The 21,988-nt window shown below is 65.9% G+C and carries 16 protein-coding genes; 1 reads left to right on the top strand and 15 read right to left on the bottom strand.

Going from position 1 to position 21,988, the window contains the following annotated elements; translation table 11 throughout:
• Position 1: 1 nt before the first annotated feature.
• The 7 genes from ribBA to QVG61_RS03725 all read right to left on the bottom strand — a co-directional run bounded on the left by ribBA (position 2) and on the right by QVG61_RS03725 (position 7,117).
• A complete protein-coding gene (gene ribBA / locus QVG61_RS03755; protein ID WP_289931990.1) occupies positions 2-1,111 on the bottom strand; it encodes a bifunctional 3,4-dihydroxy-2-butanone-4-phosphate synthase/GTP cyclohydrolase II in 1,110 nt (369 codons plus the stop codon).
• 22 nt (positions 1,112-1,133) lie between these two features.
• Positions 1,134-1,790 carry a riboflavin synthase gene (locus QVG61_RS03750; protein ID WP_289931989.1) on the bottom strand — a complete coding sequence of 219 codons (657 nt, stop codon included), beginning with the start codon at positions 1,788-1,790 and terminating at the stop codon, positions 1,134-1,136.
• A gap of 300 nt (positions 1,791-2,090) precedes the next feature.
• Complete coding sequence (gene ribD / locus QVG61_RS03745) at positions 2,091-3,194, bottom strand: bifunctional diaminohydroxyphosphoribosylaminopyrimidine deaminase/5-amino-6-(5-phosphoribosylamino)uracil reductase RibD (protein WP_289931988.1); 1,104 nt, start codon at positions 3,192-3,194, stop codon at positions 2,091-2,093.
• A gap of 130 nt (positions 3,195-3,324) precedes the next feature.
• Positions 3,325-3,828, bottom strand: coding sequence for a transcriptional regulator NrdR (gene nrdR, locus QVG61_RS03740; RefSeq protein WP_289931987.1), 504 nt, complete (start codon positions 3,826-3,828; stop codon positions 3,325-3,327).
• Positions 3,829-3,834: 6 nt separating this feature from the next.
• Positions 3,835-5,091, bottom strand: coding sequence for a serine hydroxymethyltransferase (gene glyA, locus QVG61_RS03735; protein WP_289931986.1), 1,257 nt, complete (start codon positions 5,089-5,091; stop codon positions 3,835-3,837).
• Between the two features lie 354 nt (positions 5,092-5,445).
• Positions 5,446-5,898, bottom strand: coding sequence for a Mut7-C RNAse domain-containing protein (locus QVG61_RS03730; protein WP_289931985.1), 453 nt, complete (start codon positions 5,896-5,898; stop codon positions 5,446-5,448).
• A gap of 265 nt (positions 5,899-6,163) precedes the next feature.
• Positions 6,164-7,117 carry an acetoin utilization protein AcuC gene (locus QVG61_RS03725; protein ID WP_289931984.1) on the bottom strand — a complete coding sequence of 318 codons (954 nt, stop codon included), beginning with the start codon at positions 7,115-7,117 and terminating at the stop codon, positions 6,164-6,166.
• Positions 7,118-7,443: 326 nt separating this feature from the next.
• Between QVG61_RS03725 and ettA the strand changes: the two genes are divergently transcribed.
• Complete coding sequence (ettA, locus tag QVG61_RS03720) at positions 7,444-9,108, top strand: energy-dependent translational throttle protein EttA (protein ID WP_289931983.1); 1,665 nt, start codon at positions 7,444-7,446, stop codon at positions 9,106-9,108.
• A gap of 169 nt (positions 9,109-9,277) precedes the next feature.
• Here the strand turns inward: ettA and QVG61_RS03715 are convergent, their stop codons facing one another.
• From QVG61_RS03715 to bamC, 8 genes are all read right to left on the bottom strand, one after another.
• Positions 9,278-9,700, bottom strand: a complete 423-nt coding sequence (locus QVG61_RS03715) for a CBS domain-containing protein (protein WP_289931982.1) — start codon at positions 9,698-9,700, stop codon at positions 9,278-9,280.
• 4 nt (positions 9,701-9,704) lie between these two features.
• Positions 9,705-11,627: a bifunctional diguanylate cyclase/phosphodiesterase gene (locus QVG61_RS03710; protein WP_289931981.1), complete on the bottom strand. Its 1,923-nt coding sequence runs from the start codon at positions 11,625-11,627 to the stop codon at positions 9,705-9,707.
• A gap of 439 nt (positions 11,628-12,066) precedes the next feature.
• Positions 12,067-13,662 carry an FMN-binding glutamate synthase family protein gene (locus QVG61_RS03705; protein ID WP_289931980.1) on the bottom strand — a complete coding sequence of 532 codons (1,596 nt, stop codon included), beginning with the start codon at positions 13,660-13,662 and terminating at the stop codon, positions 12,067-12,069.
• Positions 13,663-13,711: 49 nt separating this feature from the next.
• Entirely contained in the window at positions 13,712-14,302 is a 591-nt protein-coding gene (locus QVG61_RS03700; RefSeq protein WP_289931979.1) for a protein-methionine-sulfoxide reductase heme-binding subunit MsrQ, read from the bottom strand.
• A gap of 306 nt (positions 14,303-14,608) precedes the next feature.
• Entirely contained in the window at positions 14,609-15,556 is a 948-nt protein-coding gene (gene msrP, locus QVG61_RS03695; protein ID WP_289931978.1) for a protein-methionine-sulfoxide reductase catalytic subunit MsrP, read from the bottom strand.
• Between the two features lie 342 nt (positions 15,557-15,898).
• Positions 15,899-19,783, bottom strand: coding sequence for a phosphoribosylformylglycinamidine synthase (gene purL, locus QVG61_RS03690; RefSeq protein WP_289931977.1), 3,885 nt, complete (start codon positions 19,781-19,783; stop codon positions 15,899-15,901).
• Between the two features lie 315 nt (positions 19,784-20,098).
• A complete protein-coding gene (locus tag QVG61_RS03685; RefSeq protein WP_289931976.1) occupies positions 20,099-20,860 on the bottom strand; it encodes an MBL fold metallo-hydrolase in 762 nt (253 codons plus the stop codon).
• 15 nt (positions 20,861-20,875) lie between these two features.
• A complete protein-coding gene (bamC, locus tag QVG61_RS03680) occupies positions 20,876-21,964 on the bottom strand; it encodes an outer membrane protein assembly factor BamC (protein WP_289931975.1) in 1,089 nt (362 codons plus the stop codon).
• Positions 21,965-21,988 lie beyond the last annotated feature (24 nt).

Raw genomic sequence — 21,988 nt, 5'->3', positions numbered from 1 at the left:
CTCAGTCACAGGGCACGTATTCCACCACCTCCAGGCCGAAGCCCTGGATGGCGTGCATCTTAACCGGCGCGCTCAGCACCCGCATCTGTTTCACCCCCAGATCGGCCAGGATCTGGGCGCCGATGCCGAAGGTGCGCAGTTCCTCGCGCGACCGCTTGGGCAGCGCCGTCTGGGCACCGGCCTCGCGGTAGTGCTCGATGCGGCGGATCAGCGACTGCGGGTCTTCCGGCTTGCCGAGCACGATGACGATGCCGCTGCCCTCCTCCGCCACCCGCTGCAGGGCGCGGCGCAGCGGCCAGCCGCAGTCGCTGGTGGTGGCCCCGAGCAGGTCGCAGAGCATGCCCTGCACGTGCACCCGCACCAGCACCGGCTGTTCGTAGTCCACCTCGCCATAGATCAGCGCCAGATGCACATCCTGGTCGATGCTGTCCTCGAAGGCGATCAGGCGGAATTCGCCGAACTCGGTGGGCAGCTGACATTCGCTGACCCGTTCGACGGTCTTTTCGTTCTCGATCCGGTAGTGGATGAGATCGGCGATGGTGCCGATCTTGAGGCCGTGCTCGGCGGCGAATTTCTCCAGGTCGGGGCGGCGCGCCATGGTGCCGTCCTCGTTGAGGATCTCGACGATCACCGCTGCCGGTTCAAGGCCGGCCAGGCGCGCCAGGTCGCAGCCCGCCTCGGTATGACCGGCACGATTCAGCACGCCGCCGGGCTGGGCCATCAGCGGAAAGACGTGCCCCGGCATGACGATGTCGGAGGGCCTGGCATCGGGGGCCACGGCGGTCTGCACGGTCACCGCGCGGTCGGCCGCCGAGATGCCGGTGGTCACGCCCTCGGCCGCCTCGATGCTGACCGTGAAGGCGGTGCTGAGCTGGGCCGTATTGTCCTGCACCATCAGCGGCAGGTTGAGCTGCCGGCAGCGTTCGCGGGTCAGGGTCAGACAGATCAGGCCGCGGCCGTACTTGGCCATGAAGTTGATGTCGTCGGCGCTTACCTTGGTGGCGGCCATGACCAGATCGCCCTCGTTCTCGCGGTCCTCGTCATCCATCAGGATGACCATCCGTCCTTGGCGGATGTCCTCGATCAGCTCTTCGGGTGTATTCAGTTTCATAGGTCTCGTGTCAGCAGGATGTTCATTTCAGAAAGCCGTGCTCGGCGAGGAAGGCCTCGCTGATGCCGCCACCGGCCTCGGCCGCCCGCTCGCCTAGCAGCAGGCGTTCCAGGTAGCGGGCGATCAGGTCCACCTCCAGGTTGACCCGGCGTCCCGGACGGTAGTCGTCGATGGTCGTCTCGGCCAGGGTGTGGGGCACGATATTGAGGTCGAAGACCGCGCCCTCGACCGCGTTCACGGTGAGGCTGACGCCATCGACGCAGATCGAACCCTTCTGGGCGATATACTTCGCCAGCTCCGCCGGCGCCCGGATGCGGAAGCGTTCCGAACGGCCCTCGGGGCGACGTTCGATCACTTCACCGACGCCGTCGACATGACCGCTGACCAGATGGCCGCCAAGGCGGGTGGTCGGGGTCAGCGCCTTCTCCAGGTTCACCCGGCTGCCGGTCTTGAGATCACCGAGCACCGTTTTTGCCAGGGTCTCCCCGGAGACATCGGCCCAGAAGCCGTCGCCGGGCAGATCCACCACGGTCAGGCAGACGCCGCTGACCGCGATGCTGTCGCCCAGCGCCACGTCGCCGAGATCCAGCTTGCCGGTGCGGATGCGCAGCCGCAGGTCCTCGCCCTTCGGCTGCTGTTCAGCGACTTCGCCGACGGCTTCGATGATGCCGGTAAACATAATCAAACAACCTCATGCATGTATGGCCACGGAATACACGGAAAACACGGACAAAACACCATGTTTCCAACTCGCCACACCGCAGTGGCAGTGTAACGAGGAATTCGCTCACCCCATGGCTGGCCACGAAATCCACGAACCCCACGAAAGTTCAAACCTTCCTCGTCACACCGCTACTGTGGTGTGGCGCAAGAGTGGCTTCCACCCCTCTTTTTCACTCCCCGAGGTGGAGCACCTCCGGGAACATTGCACCGCAGAAATGGTGCAACGAGTTGAAATATCTTTCCGTGGGTTCCGTGGCTATCCTACCCTTTCCGGTACGGCGGTGATCCGCCAGTCCCTGCCCACCGCACGGACATCGCGGATCTCCAAGCCGATCCGGTCCTGCATCGCCTCCAGCCCCGGCAGGTGGAACAGGCCGCGCGCGGCGTCGCCCATGATGTGCGGCGCCAGGTAGACCACCAGTTCGTCGATCAGCCCGGCGCGCAGCAGGGTCCCGGCCAACACCGCGCCGGTCTCGACCAGGAGCTCGTTGACCTCGCGCTCCGCCAGGCAGTCCATGACCGCATTGAGATCCAGGGCGTCGGCGCTGCCCGGCAGGCGCATCACCTCGGCACCGGCCGCCTCCAGCGCCTCGCGGAAGGCCGGTTCGCGGGCCCGGGTCAGCACCAGGGTCTCGCCCGGCAGCGACAGCATCCGGGCCGTCGGCGGCATCGCCAGGTGGGCATCCAGTACCACCCGCAGCGGCTGCTTCACCCCGACGCCCTCTTCCAGACGCGCATTCAGCGAAGGGTCGTCCGCCAGCACCGTGCCAATGCCGGTGAGGATGGCCGAGCTGCGCGCCCGCAGGCGGTGCACATCGGCCCGCGCCGCGTCGCCGGTGATCCATTGGCTCTCGCCCGAGGCCATGGCCGTTCGCCCATCCAGACTCATGGCCAGCTTGCAGCGCACGAAAGGCCGGCCGCGGCGCATGCGCGAGACGAAGCCGGGATTGAGCGCCTCGGCCTCGGCGGCCAGCACGCCGGCCTCGGCCTCGATACCGGCGGCGCGCAACTGCGCCAGGCCTTCGCCGGCCACCCGCGGATTGGGGTCTTCCATGGCCGCCACCACCCGCGCCACGCCCGCCTCGATCAGCGCCTCGCTGCACGGCGGGGTACGGCCGTGGTGACAGCAGGGCTCCAGGGTCACGTAGGCGGTCGCACCCCGCGCCGCCTCGCCCGCCGCCCGCAGGGCATGAATCTCGGCGTGCGGCCCGCCCGCCCGCTCATGCCAGCCCTCGCCGACCACGGCCCCGTCACGGACGATCACGCAGCCGACCCGCGGATTGGGATCGGTGGTGTACAGCCCGAGCCGCGCCAGGCGCAGCGCCCGGGCCATGTAGCGGTAATCGTCGGACGAACCCATGATCACAGGGCCCCGGAACCCATGAAAGGATTTTGGCCACGGAATCCACGGAAAAACATCCCAGTTTCCGGGAGACGCGCTGCGCGCGGTCTCCCGGCAATCGATTTGTCCGTGTCTTCCGTGGCTGTTCTCATTCGTCGTCCGGGATCAGCGGAATCTGATCACGCCGCTCTTCCGGGGTCGGTTCGCGCTCCAGGCGTTCGATCTCCTCGCGGAAGGCGTTGACATCCTGGAAACTGCGGTAGACCGAGGCGAAGCGCACATAGGCCACCTGGTCCAGGCTGCGCAGTTCCTGCATGATCCATTCGCCGATCTGCTGCGAGGGCAACTCGCGCTCGCCGCTGGCATGCAGACGGTGCTGGATACGCTCGATGGCAGCCTCGATCTGTTCGGTCGCCACCGGCCGCTTCTCCAGGGCCCGCAGAATGCCGGCGCGCATCTTTTCCTCGTTGAACGGCTCGCGGGTACCGTCACGCTTGACGATGCGTGGCATCACCAGCACCGCCTGCTCGAAGGTGGTGAAGCGCTCGCCACAACCCAGGCATTCGCGGCGACGGCGCACCTGAGCCCCCTCGCTGGTCAAGCGCGAGTCGATGACCTTGGTCTCCTCGGCGCCGCAGAAGGGACAGTGCATGACGATTCAGTCCGGATACACCGGAAAACGCTTGCAGAGATCCAGAACCTTGGTCTTCACCGCATCGATCACCGCCTGCTCGCCGCGGGCATCGATGATGTCGCACATCCAGCCGGCCAGCTCGCGCGCCTCGGTCTCGCCGAAGCCGCGGGTGGTCATCGCCGGCGTGCCGACCCGGATGCCGGAGGTGACGAAGGGCGACTGTGGATCGTTGGGCACGGCGTTCTTGTTGACCGTGATATTGGCGGCACCCAGCCAGGCGTCGACATCCTTGCCGGTCAGCCCGGCCTCGATGAAGCTGACCAGAAACAGATGGTCGTCGGTGCCCTTGGAGACCACGTCGTAGCCGCGCGCCATGAACACCTCGGCCATGATGCGGGCGTTGCTGATCACCTGCTGCTGGTAGGTCTTGAATTCGGGCTCCATGGCCTCCTTGAAGGCCACCGCCTTGGCGGCGATGACGTGCATCAGCGGGCCGCCCTGGATGCCGGGGAAAACCAGCGAGTTGAGCTTCTTCTCGACATCCGGATTGGATCTGGCCAGGATCAGGCCGCCGCGCGGGCCACGCAGGGTCTTGTGGGTGGTGGTGGTGGTGACGTCGGCGATCTGCACCGGGTTGGGGTAGAGACCGGCCGCGACCAGCCCCGCCACGTGGGCCATGTCCACGAACAGCCAGGCGCCCACGGCGTCGGCGATATCCCGGAAGCGTTGCCAGTCCACCACACGCGAATAGGCGGAGAAGCCACCGATGATCATCTTCGGCTTGTGCTCCCGGGCCAGACGCTCCACCTCGTCGTAGTCGATCTCGCCGGTTTCCGGGTTCAGGCCATACTGCACGGCGTTGTAGATCTTGCCGGAGAAGTTGGGCCTGGCGCCGTGGGTCAGGTGGCCGCCATGGGCCAGGCTCATGCCGAGGATGGTATCGCCCGGCTCGCACAGCGCCATGTAGACCGCGGCGTTGGCCTGGGAACCGGAATGCGGCTGGACGTTGGCGTAGTCGGCACCGAACAGCTGCCTGGCGCGGTCGATGGCGAGCTGCTCGGCGATGTCCACGTACTCGCAGCCACCGTAGTAGCGCTTGCCCGGATAGCCCTCGGCATACTTGTTGGTCAGCACCGACCCCTGGGCCTGCATCACCCGCGGGCTGGTGTAGTTCTCGGAGGCGATCAGCTCGATGTGTTCTTCCTGGCGGCGCTCCTCGCCCTGGATGGCCTGCCACAGTTCGTCGTCATAACCCGCGATCGTCATGTCTTTGCGGAACATCGTTCACCTCTGAATCTGACCAGAATCACGGCCCGCGCCAGGAGGGGCGGGCGAAAGCGGCCAATGATAGCCGATTTGGGGGCATTCTGGCAGGGATCCGGGAAGGGAGGGAGGGGATGGCCACGGAATCCACGAAAACCTACGGAACCCGCAAAAAGATCTATGGCCACGGAATCCACGGAAAACACGGAAGGTTCCTCGCCGGGAGTCCGCGCGTGGCGCGTCTCCCGGAAAAAACAGCTTTTTTCCGTGGATTCCGTGGCTATCAAGACCCCTAGACGCAAAGCATTTTCGTGGGTTTCGCGGATTTCGTGGCTATTTTAAAAATACCTATATACTCAGCAAGTTGCGTAATTATCTAGTCTTCCAATCGGCCAGCCGTGTGCGCATGCGGCGCACGTGGCTGCCCTCCCAGTAGAGCCGCCCGCAGCGGGGGCAGCGGTACAGGGGCCCCTCGCGCACGTCGGCGGGGACGCGGTCCGCATCCTCCGGACCCGCCGGCTCCACAGGGACATTGCACACCAGGCAACGCGTAAACGGCCGATGCTGCCAGTCGAGGCCAAGGCGGGCGACCAGCTCGTGGGCGCACTCGGCCAGGCCGTTGCACTCGAGCAGCAGCACGTCACGCCCCGCATCGCGGAATTCCAGAAGCTTGCGGTCCCGCGTCAGCAGCAGCCGCCCCTCCCGCCGCGCCCGCTCCAGCAGCGCCCGGTCACCTTCACCGTCGGTGGCCAACTCGGCATCATAGCCGGCTGCCCGCAGCCAGCGGGCCAGCCCCTTCAGCATCTCGTCGCAGAGAAATTTCACCTACCAGCCTCGTAATGACCCTGTATCGTTCGATCGAAAAGGATTATGGCCACGGAATCCACGGAAAAACACGGATGTTTAGAGTTTTAGCCACGAAATCCACGAAACCCACGAAAAACATAGCCACGGAAAACACGGAAAAATTGTTTTTTCCGGGAGACGCGCCACGCGCGGACTCCCGGCGAGGAACCTTCCTTGTTTTCCGTGGATTCCGTGGCTATAGATCTTTTTGCGATTTCGTGGGTTTCGTGGATTTCGTGGCCATTCAACCCGCGGTGGCAGATTCGAGCATCGCCCGCACCACCGCCGTCCAGGCGGCGGCCAGGTTGTCGCGGTTGTAGCCGCCGCCACCCAATGCCAGCAGACGCCCCTGACAACACTCGTCTGCCAGAATGCTGAGCCGGGCGGCGGCGTGACCGTGGGCGGCGGCGGTGAAATTCAGTTGGGTGATGGGATCGCCGCCCAGGCTGTCGGCGCCGCACTGGAGGATGACGAACTCGGGCCGGCCGGCCCGGACGAAGGCCTCGACCCGCTCCCAGGCCTCGAAAAAGAAGGCGTCGTCGGCCCCGGGCGGGGCCGGGATGTTGAGTTTGGTGCCGGCCGCCGCGCCCTCGCCGGTCTCGGTGAGATCGCCGGTACCGGGGTAGAGGGTGCGGCCGTCCTGGTGGATATCGGCGAAGATCAGCTCCGGATCATCGACGAAGGCGTAGAAAACACCGTCGCCATGGTGAGCGTCGATATCGACATAGGCGACACGGCGGATGCCGTGCCTGGCACGCAGTGCCTCGATCGCCACACCGCAGTCGTTGAAGACGCAGAAACCGGCCGCCCGGTCGCGCCGCGCGTGATGCAGCCCGGCGATGGGCACGAAGGCCCGCTGGCAGTCGCCCGCGACCAGCGCATCGACCGCCGCCAGCACGCTGCCGGCCACGGTCGCCGCCGCCTCGTAGACGCCGACGAAGGCCGGGGTGTCGCCGTAATCGAGGAACCCTTCCCCGCTCTCCGACTGCGCCCGCACCCGGGCGATGTAGTCCGACGTATGGAAGCGCTCGATCTCGCCGGCCTCGGCCATCGACGGCTCCACCACCCGCACCCGCGCATCCAGCCCCTCGGCCTGCATGCGCCGCCAGAAGGCATCCAGCCGGTCCGGCCCGAAGGGATGCCCCTCCCCAAAACCATAGCGGGCCAGCGCCTCGCCGACTGTCACGCAGACGTTCATCTCTCGAACCCCCGTGGGCCATGACCACGAACCCGCAAAGTCAAAGATATATGGCCACGAAACCCGCGAAATCCGCAAAAAGATCTATAGCCACGGAATCCACGGAAAACACGGAAGGTTCCTTGCCGGGAGTCCGCACGTAGCGCGTCTCCCGGAAAAATAGCTTTTTCCGTGGATTCCGTGGCCATGTTTTTCGTGGGTTTCGTGGATTCCGTGGCTAAAACTCCAAACGCCCATGGATTCCGTGGCCATCCACGCCGTTCCGCGTATTTCGCGGCTATCCGTTATAATAGCCGCCCTTTCAACCACGGTTCACGAAATCGAGTATGGCTCAATACGTTTACACCATGAACGGCGTGGGCAAGCTGGTGCCGCCCAAGCGCTGGATCCTGCAGGACATCTCCCTCTCCTTCTTCCCGGGCGCCAAGATCGGCGTGCTGGGCCTGAACGGCTCCGGCAAGTCGACCCTGCTGCGCATCATGGCGGGGGTCGACACCGAGATCGAGGGCGAGGCCCGGCCGCAGCCCGGCATCAAGATCGGCTATCTGCCGCAGGAGCCGGAGCTGGACCCGGACAAGGACGTGCGCGGCAACGTCGAGGAAGGTCTGGGCGAGATCAAGGAGGCGCAGGAGAAGCTGGAAGCCGTCTATGCCGCCTATGCCGAGCCGGACGCCGATTTCGACGCCCTGGCCGCCGAGCAGGCCCGGCTGGAGAACATCATCCAGGCCGCCGACGCCCACAACCTGGAGCGGAAGCTGGAGGTGGCCGCCGAGGCCCTGCGTCTGCCGCCCTGGGATGCCGACGTCACCAGGCTGTCCGGCGGCGAGCGGCGCCGGGTGGCGCTGTGCAAGCTGCTGCTGTCCAATCCGGACATGCTGCTGCTGGACGAGCCAACCAACCACCTCGATGCCGAGTCGGTCGCCTGGCTGGAGCGTTTCCTGCACGAATATCCCGGCACCGTGGTGGCCGTCACCCACGACCGCTACTTCCTCGACAACGTCGCCGGCTGGATCCTGGAACTCGACCGCGGCCGGGGCATCCCCTTCGAGGGCAACTACTCGGCCTGGCTGGAGGCCAAGGAAAAGCGCCTGGCCCAGGAGGAAAAGGCCCAGGCGGCGCGGGAGCGGGCCATCAGGCACGAGCTGGAATGGGTGCGCTCCAACCCCAAGGGCCGGCACGCCAAGAGCAAGGCCCGCCTGCAGCGCTTCGAGGAACTGCAGTCGCAGGAATTCCAGGCGCGCAACGAGACCCAGGAGATCTACATCCCGCCGGGGCCGCGGCTCGGCGACCTGGTCGTCGAGGCGAAAGACCTGCGCAAGGGCTTCGGCGACCGGCTGCTGATCGATGGTCTGTCGTTCAACCTGCCCAGGGGCGGCATCGTCGGCATCATCGGCCCCAACGGCGCCGGCAAGACCACCCTGTTCCGCATGCTCACTGGCCAGGAACAACCGGACGGCGGCGAACTGCGCATCGGCGACACGGTGGAACTGGCCTATGTCGACCAGTCGCGCGACGCACTGGACCCGAAGAAGACCGTCTGGGAGGAGATCTCCGACGGCCAGGACATTATCCAGGTCGGCAGGTACGAGACTCCCTCACGCGCCTACGTGGCCCGCTTCAACTTCAACGGCACCGACCAGCAAAAACGGGTCGGTGAGCTGTCCGGCGGCGAGCGCAACCGCGTGCACCTGGCCAAGCTGCTGAAGAGCGGCGGCAACGTGCTGCTGCTCGACGAGCCGACCAATGATCTCGACGTGGAGACCCTGCGCGCCCTGGAAGAGGCCCTGCTCAACTTCCCCGGCTGCGTGCTGGTCACCTCCCACGACCGCTGGTTCCTGGACCGCATTGCCACCCACATCCTCGCCTTCGAGGGCGACAGCCGTGTGGAGTGGTTCGAGGGCAACTACGCCGACTACGAGGAAGACCGCAAGCGCCGCATGGGCGCCGAGGCCGAACAGCCGCACCGCATCAAGTACAAGCGGCTGGCGTGATTCGATAGCCACGGAAAACACGGACGATTTCTTGCCGGGAGTCCGCGCGCAGCGCGTCTCCCGGAACAGTGGCTCTTTTCCGTGGATTCCGTGGCTATGGATCTTTTTGCGGATTTCGTGGGTTTCGTGGCCGTATCCCCATCCGCGTGTTCCCTGACTTCCGTGGCCATCAAGCCAGGCCGGTGGTCTCACAGGCGAGGAAATAACGCAGCAGATCCTTCCAGGTCACGATCCCGACCAATCGGTCCCCGGCCTCGACCACCGGCAGACAGGAGACGCCACCCGCCAGCAGCCTCTCGGCGGCGGTCTCTAGCGTATCGTCCGGTGACAGGGTCATCGGCTTGCGGCTCATGATCTGGTGCACGGGCTTGCGCAGCACGTTCTTGTCCTTTGCCGTTTCCGCCAGGGTATCCAGCCTCGGACTGATCCATTTGAGGACATCCCGATCCGAGACCACCCCGACCAGACGCACGCCGTCCGTGACCAGCAGGTGATGGAAGGCCCCGTTGTCGAAGAGTCTCTTGACCGCGCCCAGGCTGGCGTCCATGTCGACCTTGGCGACCTGTCTGGACATGATGCCGGCGATATTCATGGCTTCAACACTCCGGAAGAGAACGGGCGGTGGCTGATGCCACCCCCTGATAGGGTCCCAACCACTCCAGGAAGACATCCGGGGGAAGTGGTCGGCTGTAGATGAAGCCCTGTACCTGGTCGCAACCGAAGCTGCGCAGCAGATCCAGCGCCCCGGCTTCCTCGACCCCTTCGGCAATCACCCGAAGGCCCAGCTTGCGCGCCAGATCAATGGTCGAGTGCACGATCACCGTGGCCTGTTCGTTGACCAGGATGTCACCCACGAAGGAACGGTCGATCTTCAGGCAATCGACTGGAAAATGGCGCAGATAGGAGAGTGACGAATAGCCGGTCCCGTAGTCGTCGATATGCAGCCCGAGCCCCATGGCATGCAACTCGTGCAGAGCCCGCAGGGTGGCCTCGGGGTTGCGCATCAGCACATCCTCGGTGATTTCCAGGGCGATCTGTCCCGCCGCCACGCCCTCGCGACCGAGCAGCCCGGCCAGCCAGGCGGGAAAGTTCTTGTCGAGCAGATTGCGGACCGAGAGATTGACCGAGATCGTCAATTCCACCCCGGCCTCCTTCCACAACCGGGACTGGCGCACCGCACGACGCAGCACACATTCGGTAAGCGGGCCGATGAGGCCCGTCTGCTCGGCCATGGGCACGAACTCGGCCGGGGATATCTGCCCTTCATCCGGATGAAACCAGCGGGCCAGCGCCTCCACGCCGACCGCCTTTTCGCTCTCCAGTTCGACCTGGGGCTGGTAATGGAGGTCGATCTGGTCACCCTCGATCGCCGAATGCAGGTCGCCCAGCAGCCTCAGCCGGCGGTGGCTGAAAGGATTGTCCTCGGCCCTGAACACCGCGTAGGGCAGCCTTTCCATCTTGGCCACGCGGAGGGCGATATCGGCATGCTGAATCAGGCAGGAGGGTGAGTCCCCGTGCTGCGGATAGACCGCAATGCCAATGGAGAAATCGATGCGCAGCACGGAACCATCGACCAGGAAGGGGGCCTGAAAGGCACGCCGGATTCTCTCGACCAGGGCGGCGGCCCTCTCCACACCCTCCGGCAGAAGGATGGCATACTCATCGGCGCTAAGGCGGGCTATGGTGTCCGCGGCCCGGAACAGCCCCTTGAGCCGCTGCGCCACCTGTTTGAGCAGCAGGTCCCCGTTGGCATGGCCCAGTATGTCGTTGATCTCCTGCATCCGGCTGGGATCGAGGATGATCAGCATCAACGGCGTTCCGGCGCGCCTGGCCGCCGACAAGGCCTGCTCCATCCGGTCGAGCAACAGGGTCCGGCCGGGCAGGCCGGACAGCGGATCGTGCAACGCCCGGTGCTCCAGTTCCCGGGCATGGGCCTCCCGCTCGCTGATGTCCTGCACGATGGCGAGAAATACCCGGCTTCTTCCGGTATCCGACAACTGCAGGCGAATCTCCACTGGATAGGTCGAGCCGTCCTTGCGGCGGTGGCAGGTCTCGAAGGTGACCATGGCCGTCTTGCCCGTTCTGAGCGGCTCGCCCAGCGCCGCAAAAGCTGCCCGGTCATACTCCGGCTTGATATCGAGCGGTGTCATCCCGCTCAACTCCTGCTGCGAATAGCCCAGGTTCTCGCGGGCGCTCTGATTGGCGTTCAGGAACTTCAGGCTGTCGGCATCGAAGATGTAGATCTCGCTGAAACCCTGATCGAGGGCGGTACGGAAAACCTGCTCGCGTTCCGCCAGCTCCCGGGTCGAACAGCGTTGCCAGAGGACAACACCGATGGCCAGCAGCATGCTGAGGGTGATGAACCCGCCGTAACCGGTCAGGCCGGACCAGGCACCGGCGGCCCTGGCATCGGACTGCAGCAGCAGCCAGCCAACAAGACCGCCAAGCATCCCGAGCACGGCCACAGCCAGCACCTGCGGCCAGGGCAACCTGTTCAGCCGGGAGATCTGTCTCTTCATGTGCAAGCGTCCACCACACCATCCATGGCCCCTTGCCTGATCTCAGCGATCCGCTTTGCGGCCAGGGGCGGAATCTAAAGATCTATCGGCCTGTCTGGCCGTTTGATTAACCCGCCTATTGCATCATGATCCCGGATGATGGCGTGGCTGGACCCGCCAAGGCCGGGCCAGGCCGGGCAGCGGTCCAAAGTGGACCCGGGCATGCGCATCGGAAATCACACCTATTCACAGATCTTTCAACAGCTTCCACACGCCGCCCGGTCGCCCTGGTGGCCAGGTGCAGGCGGCATACAAGGCCGGGAGGCTCGCAAATGGCTTCTCGCAGCGGGGTACAGCCTGTTCGATCGACTCCGGGTATCGCGGCCTGGAGGCCGCTCCTGCAACATATTGCGCCGCCACGCCCCGTAGGAGCGGCCTCCAGGCCGCGATTGGCATGATGTCAACCTGCCCGACACCCCCACTCCCGGGGATCGGCGCGCCGCCAGTCGGCCGCCCAGGCGGCAGGTACACAGCCGGACTGCAGCAGGCAGCCGCTCTCGACCCAGGGATAGAGCTCAGCGTAGCTGCGGATATCGGTACCGTCGATGCGCCGCATGATATGGTGGGGTCGGATCGCCTCGGGGCCGCACAGGCCGGCGCTGCCGGTCAGTTCCAAGAGGGCACGGATGGTGCTGGCGTGATAGCGGGCCACCCGTTCGGCCTTGTCGTCGATATCGAGCTGGCGATAGCGGGCGGGGTCCTGGGTGGCCACCCCGGTCGGACAGCGGTTGGTATTGCACTGGCGGGACTGGATGCAGCCCAAGGCAAACATCATGCTGCGGGCGGCGTTGACGCTGTCCGCCCCCAGCGCCAGGAGCCGGGCGAGATGGAAGGCCGAGGCGACCTTGCCGGCGGCGATCAGCCGCACCCGGTCGCGCAGGCCGATGCCCCGCAGTGCGTTGTGCACCAGCAGCAGGCCGTCACGCATGGGCATGCCCACCGAATTGGTCAGCTCGATGGGCGCGGCTCCGGTGCCGCCCTCGCTGCCGTCGACGGTGATGAAGTCCGGGGTGATACCGGTCTCCAGCATCGCCTTGCAGATGCCGAAGAACTCGGCGCGATGGCCGACGCAGAGCTTGAAGCCAACCGGCTTGCCCCCGGACAGCTCACGCAGCCGGGCAATGAACTCGAGCAGGCCGAGCGGGGAATCGAAGGCCGTGTGGCCCGGCGGCGAGATGACATCCTCACCCTGCGGCACCAGGCGGATCCGGGCGATCTCTTCGGTTACCTTGGCCGCCGGCAGGATACCACCATGGCCGGGCTTGGCACCCTGCGACAGCTTGATCTCGATCATCTTCACCTGCGGCAGGCGTGCGCGCTCGGCGAACAGCTCAGCGTCGAAACGGCCTTGCGGCGTACGGCAGCCGAAGTAGCCGGTGCCGATCTGCCAGACCAGATCACCGCCATGCTCCAAGTGCCAGGAGCTGATCCCGCCTTCGCCGGTGTTATGTGCAAAACCACCGAGCCGCGCCCCCTTGTTCAGTGCCAGGATGGCGTTCCTGCCCAGGGCCCCGTAGCTCATGGCCGAGATGTTCAGATGGGAGGCCGCATAGGGCTGGCTGCAATCTGCCCCCCCGATGCTCACCCGCGGCTCCTGCGCCGGCGCCGGATGTGGGGCCAGCGAGGGATTCATCCACTCATAGCCGGGGCGATAGACCTCGAAGACGGTACCGAAGGGCCGCGTGTCACGCACCCCCTTGGCCCGCTGATAGACCAGCGAGCGGAATTCGCGGCTGAAGGGCAGGCCGTTGGTGTCGGACTCCACGAAATACTGCTGGATCTCCGGGCGAATGGCCTCGAACAGATAGCGCAGATTGCCGATCACCGGATAGATGCGGCGAATGGTATGACGGCGCTGACTCATGTCGAAGAGGCCAAGGAGAATGAACGGCCCAATGATCACAAACAGCCACCAGGCAGCGGGCCAACGCTGGGCCAGCGCCACCACCAGCAGGATGCTGAACAGCGAAAGGATGATGAACAGACGACGTACCATGCTGGCGACCTTCTTCCGGCTTATGGACGGTCCTACTATACCAGTGCCGTCAGCCGCGCAACGGTCGGCGGGCGGCGACGCGCGGCAGGCGCAGCATCAGCAGCCCAGCCGTCAACAGCAGGTAGAGCAGCGGCTCCCGCCAGTCGGCCTTGACCAGCAGCAGGAAATGCAGCGCCCCCAGGGGGGCCACCAGATAGACCAGTCGATGCAGCGCCTTCCAGTGACGACCGAGGCGGCGCATCATGCCTCGCGTCGAGGTCATGGCCAGAGGGACCAGCAACAGCCAGGCCGTCATGCCGAGGGTGATGAAGGGACGTTTGAGCAGATCGCGGCCGATCTCGCCCCAGTCGAAGAACTGGTCCAGCCACAGGTAGGTCAGCAGATGCAGGGAGGCATAGAAGAAGGCGAACAGCCCCAGCATGCGCCGTAGCCTCAGCGGCCACTGCCAGCCGAACAGGCGCCTGAGCGGCGTCATCAGCAGGCCCAGCACTAGCAGGCGCAGGGTCCACAGGCCAGTAGCCTGGGTGATGGCCTCGATCGGATTGGCACCCAGACGGTCGGCCAGCACCCCGTAGACCAGCCAGGCCAACGGCAACAGGCAGACCACGAAGAGGAGCGGTCGTGCATCTCTCCTCGTCATGACCACAGGAAACGCCAGGCTCCAGAATGCAGGGTCATCAATAATCGCCAGAGAAAAGGATGATCGACGGCCACGGACTCCACGAAAAGATCCATGGCCACGGAATCCACGGAAAAAAGCCATTCATTGCGGGAGACGCGCTACGCGCGGACTCCCGGCAAGAAACCTTCCGTGTTTTCCATGGATTCCGTGGTTATCACTCCTTTTTATGGATTTCGTGGGTTTCGTGGCTATCAGCCTTTTTCGTGCGTTTCGTGGGTTTCGTGGCCATATCCTTTGAGGGTGGCACCGTGGCCATCTCCCCGATCAGAAATGCTTCCGCAGATCCATGCCGCGGTACAGCCCCGCCACCTGATCGGCATAGCCGTTGAACATCAGGGTGTCGCGCTTGAAGAATTCGCCGATACGGCGTTCCTTCCTCTGGCTCCAGCGCGGGTGGTCGACCGTCGGATTGACGTTGGCATAGAAGCCGTATTCCCTGGGCGCGGCGCGCATCCAGCTGGTGACCGGCTGGCGTTCCTGGAAACGGATGCGGACGATGGATTTGATGCTCTTGAAACCATACTTCCAGGGCACCACCAGCCGCAACGGCGCACCGTTCTGCTTCGGCAGTTGCCTGCCATACATGCCCACGGCGATCAGTGTCAGCGGGTGCATGGCCTCGTCGATGCGCAGCCCCTCGGTATAGGGCCATTGCAGGACGGGCCAGCGCTGGCCCGGCATCTGCTCGGGATCGTGCAGGGTCTCGAAGACCACGTATTTCGCCTGTGATGTCGGCCGGAAGCGCCTGAGCAGGTCGCCGAGCGGGAAGCCCAGCCAGGGGATCACCATCGACCAGCCTTCGACACAGCGCAGCCGGTAGATGCGTTCCTCGAGGGGGTGTGGCCGGAGCAGATCCTCGAGCGCCAGGATGCCGGGTTTCTCGCAGGCGCCCTCGATGCTGACCGACCAGGGGTCGGTCTTCAGGCGGCGCGCCTTCTTGGCCGGCTCATCCTTGCCCGTGCCGAACTCATAGAAATTGTTATAGCGGGTGGCATCCTCCCAGTCGGTCGGCGCCTCCCCCGCGCTGAAATCGCGCGACGGATAGCCGCCTGCTGGCAGCTCCCGGGCCCGCGCCAGCGGCGGCACGCCCGCCACCAGACCGAGCCCCGCCGCCAGCCCCTGGCGCATGAATTCCCGGCGCTGACGGTAGACAGCCTCGGGCGTGATCTCGGATGCCGGAACGGCATCGGGCCTGCGGTTCGGCATATCCATCCCCCTTTAAATTGACCCGGCAACTGAACCTGCCTTGTCCGACCGACGGAAGCGGAACGAGTTCCTTCGAACCGCGAACACAGGGGCATTGTGGAAATGGCCACGAAACCCACGAAACCCACGAAAAGATCCATGGCCACGGAATCCACGGAAAAAAGCTATTTTTTGCGAGAGACGCGCTACGCGCGGACTCTCGGCATGAAACCTTCCGTGTTTTCCGTGGATTCCGTGGCTATCAGTCTTTTTCGTGGATTTCGTGGATTCCGTGGCTATCACTCTTTTTCGTGGATTTCGTGGGTTTCGTGGCTATCAGTCCTTTTTGTGGGTTTCGTGGCTATCCCGTCATCCCACCCAGACACGAGCGTTGCGGAACATCCGCATCCAGGGTCCGTCCTCGCCCCAGTCGTCCGGGTGCCAGGCGTGCTGCACGGCGCGGAACACCCGCTCGGGGTGGGGCATCATGATGGTCACCCGGCCGTCGTCATTGGTCAGGCCGGTGATGCCGTCGGGCGAGCCGTTGGGGTTGAAGGGATAGGTTTCAGTCGGCTGGCCGAAGTGATCGACGTAGCGCAGGGCGATCAGGCCCGCCGCAGCCTGGCGCGCTTCATCCGAGGCGAACTCGGCGCGGCCCTCGCCGTGGGCGACGGCGATGGGCATGCGCGAGCCGGCCATGCCGGCGAGCAGGATGGAAGGGGATTCGGTGACCTCGACCAGCGAGAAGCGCGCCTCGAACTGCTCGCTCAGGTTGCGCGCGAAGCGCGGCCAGTGATCGGTGCCGGGAATCAGATCCTTCAGACCGGAGAGCATCTGGCAGCCATTGCAGACGCCGAGGGCGAAGCTGTCGTCGCGCTCGAAGAAGGCTTCGAAGGCGTCCCGCGTGCGGGCGTGGTAGAGGATGCTCTTGGCCCAGCCGAGACCGGCGCCCAGCACGTCGCCGTAGGAGAAGCCGCCGCAGGCAACCAGCCCTTTGAAGCCGTCCAGGCTGACCTCGCCCGACAGCAGGTCGCTCATGTGCACGTCCACTGCCTCGAAGCCGGCGCGGTGGAAGGCCGCCGCCATCTCCAGCTGACCGTTGACCCCCTGCTCGCGCAGGATGGCCACCGGCGGGCGGATGCCGCGCTTGATGAAGGGGGCGGCCGGGTCCTCGTCGATGTCGAAGCCGAGCGACACATTGAGACCGGGGTCGTCGGTTTCCAGCAGGGTATCGAACTCCTGGCGGGCGCAGTCCGGGTTGTCGCGCAGCGCCTGCATGCGGTAGCTGGTCTCGCTCCAGGCGCGCTGCAATTCGACCCGTGATTCGCGCAGCAGCGGCCGGGCGTCGAAACTGAACTGGACATGGTCGTCGTCGGCCAGGGTGCCGATGACGTGGCTGGCGTGCCCCAGGCCCGCCTCGCGCAAGGTCTCCAGCACGGTATCGGTATCACAGTGGCGCACCTGCACCACGGCGCCCAGTTCCTCGCTGAACAGGGCGGCGAGCGGATCCTCGCCAAGGTCGTCCAGGGTGATGTCGAGACCGCAGTGGGCGGCGAAGGCCATCTCGCAGAGGGTGGCGAACAGGCCGCCGTCGGAGCGATCGTGACAGGCGAGCAGCAGGCCGGCGCGGTTCAGGTCCTGGATGGCGGCGAAAAAGGCCTTGAGCGCCTGCGGGTCGTCCAGGTCCGGCGGCTGGTGGCCGACCTGCTTGTAGACTTGGGCCAGGGCCGAGCCGGCCAGGCGGTTGCGACCCTTGCCGAGGTCGATGAGGATCAGGTCGGTGTCGCCGCGGTCGGTGCGCAGCTCGGGCGTCAGGGTGCGGCGCACGTCCTCGACCGGGGCGAAGGCGGTGACGATCAGCGACAGCGGTGCCGTGACCTCGCGGCGCTCGCCGCCCTCCTCCCAGACGGTCTTCATCGACATCGAATCCTTGCCCACCGGGATGGCGATGCCCAGCGCCGGGCAGAGCTCGTGGCCCACGGCGCGCACGGTGTCGAACAACCTGGCGTCCTCCCCCGGGTGGCCGGCCGGCGCCATCCAGTTGGCCGACAGGCGGATGCGGCCGATGTCGGCGATGGCCGCGCAGGCGATGTTGGTGATCGCCTCGCCCACCGCCATGCGGCCCGAGGCCGGGCCGTCGACCAGCGCCACCGGGGTGCGCTCGCCCATGGCCATGGCCTCGCCGGTGTAGTGACGGTAGTCGGTGCTGCTCACCGCGGCATCGGCCACCGGCACCTGCCAGGGACCGACCATCTGATCGCGGGTCACCAGGCCGGTCACCGAGCGGTCACCGATGGTGATGAGGAAGGTCTTGTTGGCCACCGCCGGCAGGCGCAGCACCCGGTAGGCCGCCTCGCGCGGATCGATGCCGGCCGTCTCGAACTCGGGCTTGTGGAAGGAGCGGTGCTGCACGTCGCGCAGCATCTTCGGCGGCTTGCCCAGCAGCAGCGACAGCGGCAGATCGACCGGGGTGTTGTCGAAGTGGCCGTCGCCGACGATCAGCGTCTGTTCCTCGGTGGCCTCGCCGACCACGGCACAGGGGCAGCGCTCGCGCTCGCACAGGGCCTGAAACTCCTCCAGCCGCTCGGGGGCGATGGCCAGCACGTAGCGCTCCTGGGATTCGTTGCACCAGATCTGCATGGGCGACATGCCCGGCTCGTCGTTGGGGAAGTTGCGCAACTCGAAGCGGCCGCCGCGGCCGCTGTCGTTGACCAGCTCGGGAAAGGCGTTGGACACGCCACCGGCACCGACGTCATGGATGGAGATGATGGGGTTGTCCTCGCCCATCGCCCAGCAACGGTCGATGACCTCCTGGGCGCGGCGCTCCATCTCCGGGTTGCCGCGCTGCACCGAGGCGAAATCGAGATCCTCGGCGCTGGCGCCGCTGTCCATGCTGGAGGCCGCGCCGCCGCCGAGGCCGATCAGCATGGCCGGACCACCCAGCAGTACCAGCTGGGCGCCGGGCGGGATGTCCTGCTTCTCGACGTGATCGGAACGCAGGTTGCCATAGCCGCCGGCGATCATGATCGGCTTGTGATAGCCGCGGATCTCTTCGCCATCCGGCCCCGGCACCCGCTCCTCGAAGGTGCGGAAGTAGCCGCACAGATTGGGCCGGCCGAACTCGTTGTTGAAGGCCGCCGCGCCCAGCGGCCCCTCGATCATGATGTCCAGCGCCGAGACGATGCGCCCCGGCTTGCCGTGATCGGTCTCCCAGGGCTGTTCGAAGCCGGGGATGCGCAGGTTGGAGACGGAGAAGCCGCACAGCCCAGCCTTGGGCTTGCCGCCGCGGCCGGTGGCACCCTCGTCGCGGATCTCGCCGCCGGAGCCGGTGGCCGCACCCGGGAAGGGCGAGATGGCGGTCGGGTGGTTGTGGGTCTCCACCTTCATCAGGATGTGGGCGTCTTCCCGGTGCTCGGCGTAGCGCCGGTCGCGGCCCGGATAGAAACGGGCGGCGGGAAAGCCCTCGATTACCGCGGCGTTGTCCTTGTAGGCCGAGAGCACACCGGCGGGGCTGGCCCGATAGGTCTCGCGGATCATGCCGAACAGGGTTTCGTCCCGGCGCTTGCCGTCGATCACCCAGTTGGCGTTGAAGATCTTGTGCCGGCAGTGCTCGGAATTGGCCTGGGCGAACATCATCAGCTCGACGTCGGTGGGGTTGCGGTTCAGCGCCGTGAAGTTCTCCACCAGGTAGTCGATCTCGTCCTCGGACAGCGCCAGCCCCCAGTCGGCATTGGCCCTGAGCAGGGCATCCCGGCCGCCGCCGAGGATGTCGACCGTCTGCAGCGGCGCCGGCTCGGCGGTGGTGAACAGCGCCGCGGCATCGGCGAAGTTGCGCAGCACCGACTCGGTCATGCGGTCGTGCAGCAGCCCGGTGAGCGCGGCGTAGCCGGCATCGTCCAGCGGCTTCTCCAGCCGGACGCGGTAGGCAATGCCGCGTTCGATGCGGTGCACCTTGTCCAGACCGCAGTTGTGGGCGATATCGGTCGCCTTGCTGGCCCAGGGCGAGATGGTGCCGATGCGCGGCACCACCACGAACAGCTCGGCATCCTCCGGCGCGGGCTCGCGTGGCGGACCGTAGTCCAGCAACCCCTCCAGCACCAGCAGCTCCTCGGCGCCAAGCAGCTGTTCGGTATCGACGAAGTGCTGGTATTCGGCATGCAGCCCGACGATGCCGATGCCGGTCTGGCGGGCACGTTGGATGAGTTTTTCGGTCCGGAAAGGGGATAGCGCAGGGCCACCGGGCAAATGCAGCATGGGTCCGCCTCTGAGGGAATTCAGTGCCGTCGGGAAAGGGCGGAATGATAGCAGCCGCGCCGGATGATGGCCACGGAAGGCGCGCAATGCCAAGGCTCGGGCGGCGTCACGGGCCGCAGCGGTTTCTGAGGACAGCCACGAAACCCACGAAAAGATCCATGGCCACGGAACCCACGGAAAAACCATTTTTCCGGGAGACGCTCTACGCACAGACTCCCGGCAAGGAACCTTCCGTGTTCTCCGTGGATTCCTTGGCTATCAGTCTTTTTGTGGATTTCGTGGGTTTCGTGGCTATTGTGAATTTCGCGGCCACCGTCAGACGAGGTCGCGCCAGCCGAAGCCCTGGTCCTGGTCGGCGACCTGGATCCACCCGGCCTCACAGTCGAGCGTCCCGGCCAGGGCCTCCACGGCCAGCGCCGGCCGGTTGTTCTTTTCGCTGAGGTGAGCGGCGATCAGGTGCTGCAGCCGGCCGGCATCCAGCCGTCCCAGCAGGTCCGCCGCCTGGGCGTTGCTGAGATGGCCATAGCGGCCGCTGACGCGCTGCTTGAGCAGTGGCGGATAGGGCCCCTCAGCCAGCATCCGTTCGTCGTGGTTGCATTCCAGGATCAGGGCATCGCAACCGGCCAGGCTGCGCACGATGTGGTCGGTGGCGCTGCCGGTGTCCGTCAGCAGGCCGAGCCGGCACGCCCCGTCGCCGAACACGAACTGACAGGGTTCGCGGGCATCGTGCGGAACGGGGAAGGGTTCGATGCGGATGTCACCAATGGTGAAGGGCCGGTGGCTGTTGAAACGGCGCAATACCGGCACCTCGGTGTCGCGCGCCACGGCCGCGGTACCATCCGTCATCCACAGCGGGATGCCGAGTCGGCGCGCCAGGGGCGCCACACCGCGCAGGTGATCGCCGTGCTCATGGGTGACGAGGATGGCGCTCAGCCGATCGAGACCGCTGCCCAGGCGCTCCAGCCGGCGCCGGGTCTCCGCCACCGAGAAGCCGCAATCGACCAGCAAGCAGGTATCGCCGGCCTCGATCAGGGTCGCGTTGCCGCGGCTGCCGCTGCCCAGCGAGGCAAAACGCATCGCGCGCGGCGGCCGCTACTTCAGCTGTTCCTGCAACAGGGTGAGGATACGCCGGGCCGTGGCGCTGTTGTCGCGCGCCCCCTGGGCATCGAGCACCGTGACCCGGGTCTGGGGACCGTTCGCCTCCAGGCGGATGCGGTACTGCGCCGCCTCCTTGCCATCCTCCTCACCCCAGAACTTGAGCCTGGAGAGGATGCCCTTCTTGCGCTCCTCCTTGAGGGGATCGTTGTAGCGCACGTAGTAGAGGCCCTGGGAGCGGTTGCGATCCTCGACCGTGAAACCGACGCGGTCGAGGGCGATGCCGGTGCGGCGCCAGGCGCGCGAGAAGTCCTCGTCGACCACCAGCATGGCGGCACCGCCGCTGTCGCGCACCAGGCGGGCCCGTTCGGTCTTGCCGCCCTGGGCGGCGAGCAGGCGCTCGGCCTTCTGCTCTTCCGTGCCCAGATAGACCATCAGCCGCTTGAGCATCTCGGCCTCCAGCTCGGGGTCGCTGGGACGCGGTTTCCAGATGGTGCCGGTCTCCTCGTCCGGGGTGCCCTGCACCACCTCCTCCATGCCGCGATGGGTGAGAAAGATCTCGGTGCCGCCGTCGGGCGCACGTTCCAGACGCACCCGGAACTTGTCGCGGGTCGCCGCCGAATAGAGGAAATCCAGCGCCTTGCCGATCACCCGGCGGATCGGTCCCTGGGGGATGTCGGCGCGGTTCTCGGCCCAGTCGGTCTCCATCACCCCGATCTGCGGATCGTCCAGGGTCAGCAGGAAACCGTTCTTCAGCCAGAATTCGCGGATCCGCGGCCAGAGGGTCGCCGCATCGGCCTCCACCACCAGCCAGCGCTGGTCACCGTCCCGCTCCAGCCGCATGCCGGGCTGCTCGGGCAACACCCCACCGGCGCGCGAACGGCCGGCGGCCGGCCCGCTCTGTTCGGCCTCGAATTCGGAATAGGTCGCGTTGGGCACCACCATGCTGTCCTGGATACCGGCACTGCTCAGATCGGGCGGCACCTCCAGGGTCGGCTCGGAGCGGCTGGTCCTGTAGTCGGCCTTCTTGCCCGGCATGAGGTTCTGCAGGCTGTTGCAGCCGCTCAGGACACCGAGCAGGAGCATCAGGAAAATCGTCTTCGCGTATGG

This window comes from Thiohalobacter sp. IOR34 (assembly GCF_030406045.1).
GTDB lineage: Bacteria > Pseudomonadota > Gammaproteobacteria > Thiohalobacterales > Thiohalobacteraceae.
The sequence above is the reverse complement of the archived record's forward strand: the minus strand, read 5'-3'. Positions and strand labels throughout refer to the sequence as shown.